Below are 2,728 nucleotides of genomic sequence, written 5' to 3'. Positions count from 1 at the left end.
CGACGGATAGGGACCGAACTGTCTCACGACGTTCTGAACCCAGCTCGCGTACCGCTTTAATGGGCGAACAGCCCAACCCTTGGGACCGACTACAGCCCCAGGATGCGATGAGCCGACATCGAGGTGCCAAACCTCCCCGTCGATGTGGACTCTTGGGGGAGATAAGCCTGTTATCCCCGGGGTAGCTTTTATCCGTTGAGCGATGGCCCTTCCATGCGGAACCACCGGATCACTAAGCCCGACTTTCGTCCCTGCTCGACTTGTAGGTCTCGCAGTCAAGCTCCCTTGTGCCTTTACACTCTGCGAATGATTTCCAACCATTCTGAGGGAACCTTTGGGCGCCTCCGTTACCTTTTAGGAGGCGACCGCCCCAGTCAAACTGCCCACCTGACACTGTCTCCCCGCCCGATAAGGGCGGCGGGTTAGAAGGTCAATACAGCCAGGGTAGTATCCCACCGATGCCTCCACCGAAGCTAGCGCTCCGGTTTCCAAGGCTCCTACCTATCCTGTACAAGCTGTACCAACATTCAATATCAGGCTGCAGTAAAGCTCCACGGGGTCTTTCCGTCCTGTCGCGGGTAACCTGCATCTTCACAGGTACTATAATTTCACCGAGTCTCTCGTTGAGACAGTGCCCAGATCGTTGCGCCTTTCGTGCGGGTCGGAACTTACCCGACAAGGAATTTCGCTACCTTAGGACCGTTATAGTTACGGCCGCCGTTTACTGGGGCTTCAATTCGCACCTTCGCTTACGCTAAGCGCTCCTCTTAACCTTCCAGCACCGGGCAGGCGTCAGCCCCTATACTTCGCCTTACGGCTTCGCAGAGACCTGTGTTTTTGCTAAACAGTCGCCTGGGCCTATTCACTGCGGCTCTCTCGGGCTTGCACCCTAACAGAGCACCCCTTCTCCCGAAGTTACGGGGTCATTTTGCCGAGTTCCTTAACGAGAGTTCTCTCGATCACCTTAGGATTCTCTCCTCGCCTACCTGTGTCGGTTTGCGGTACGGGCACCTCTCACCTCGCTAGAGGCTTTTCTTGGCAGTGTGGAATCAGGAACTTCGCTACTATATTTCGCTCGCCATCACAGCTCAGCCTTATGGGAAACGGATTTGCCTATTTCCCAGCCTAACTGCTTGGACGCGGATATCCAATACCGCGCTTACCCTATCCTCCTGCGTCCCCCCATTACTCAAATGGTGAGGAGGTGGTACAGGAATATCAACCTGTTGTCCATCGCCTACGCCTTTCGGCCTCGGCTTAGGTCCCGACTAACCCTGAGCGGACGAGCCTTCCTCAGGAAACCTTAGGCATTCGGTGGAGGGGATTCTCACCCCTCTTTCGCTACTCATACCGGCATTCTCACTTCTAAGCGCTCCACCAGTCCTTCCGGTCTGGCTTCACAGCCCTTAGAACGCTCTCCTACCACTGTTCGAAGAACAGTCCGCAGCTTCGGTGATACGTTTAGCCCCGGTACATTTTCGGCGCAGAGTCACTCGACCAGTGAGCTATTACGCACTCTTTAAATGGTGGCTGCTTCTAAGCCAACATCCTGGTTGTCTAAGCAACTCCACATCCTTTTCCACTTAACGTATACTTTGGGACCTTAGCTGGCGGTCTGGGCTGTTTCCCTTTCGACTACGGATCTTATCACTCGCAGTCTGACTCCCAAGGATAAGTCATTGGCATTCGGAGTTTGACTGAATTCGGTAACCCGGTAGGGGCCCCTAGTCCAATCAGTGCTCTACCTCCAAGACTCTTACCTTGAGGCTAGCCCTAAAGCTATTTCGGAGAGAACCAGCTATCTCCAGGTTCGATTGGCATTTCACCCCTACCCACACCTCATCCCCGCACTTTTCAACGTGCGTGGGTTCGGGCCTCCATTCAGTGTTACCTGAACTTCACCCTGGACATGGGTAGATCACCTGGTTTCGGGTCTACGACCACGTACTCATGCGCCCTATTCAGACTCGCTTTCGCTGCGGCTCCGCATCTTCTGCTTAACCTTGCACGGGATCGTAACTCGCCGGTTCATTCTACAAAAGGCACGCCATCACCCGTTAACGGGCTCTGACTACTTGTAGGCACACGGTTTCAGGATCTGTTTCACTCCCCTTCCGGGGTGCTTTTCACCTTTCCCTCACGGTACTGGTTCACTATCGGTCACTAGGGAGTATTTAGCCTTGGGAGATGGTCCTCCCGGATTCCGACGGAATTTCACGTGTTCCGCCGTACTCAGGATCCACTCAGGAGAGAACGAAGTTTTGACTACAGGGCTGTTACCTTCTATGGCGGGCCTTTCCAGACCTCTTCATCTACCTCGTTCTTTTGTAACTCCGTACAGAGTGTCCTACAACCCCAAGAGGCAAGCCTCTTGGTTTGGGCTAATCCCGTTTCGCTCGCCGCTACTCAGGGAATCGCATTTGCTTTCTCTTCCTCCGGGTACTTAGATGTTTCAGTTCCCCGGGTCTGCCTTCTCATATCCTATGAATTCAGATATGGATACCACTCCATTACGAGTGGTGGGTTTCCCCATTCGGAAATCTCCGGATCAAAGCTTGCTTACAGCTCCCCGAAGCATATCGGTGTTCGTCCCGTCCTTCATCGGCTCCTAGTGCCAAGGCATCCACCGTGCGCCCTTTCTAACTTAACCGTTAAAAAGAATCACTATGTGATATCTTGTATTACTAATTGAATGTGATGTCTACTGTTATCTAGTTTTCAAAGAACA

General features: G+C 53.2%; 1 rRNA gene. It reads right to left on the bottom strand.

Annotated features, from left to right (window positions below):
- Positions 1 to 2,650: ribosomal RNA gene (locus ACMX2I_RS21565) — 23S ribosomal RNA — on the bottom strand; the annotation flags it as partial.
- Positions 2,651 to 2,728: the final 78 nt, after the last annotated feature.

This window comes from Bacillus sp. SW14, from assembly GCF_047608225.1.
GTDB classification, from domain to species: Bacteria; Bacillota; Bacilli; order Bacillales; family Bacillaceae; genus Bacillus; species Bacillus subtilis_G.
This window is presented reverse-complemented; position numbering and strand designations above follow the sequence as displayed.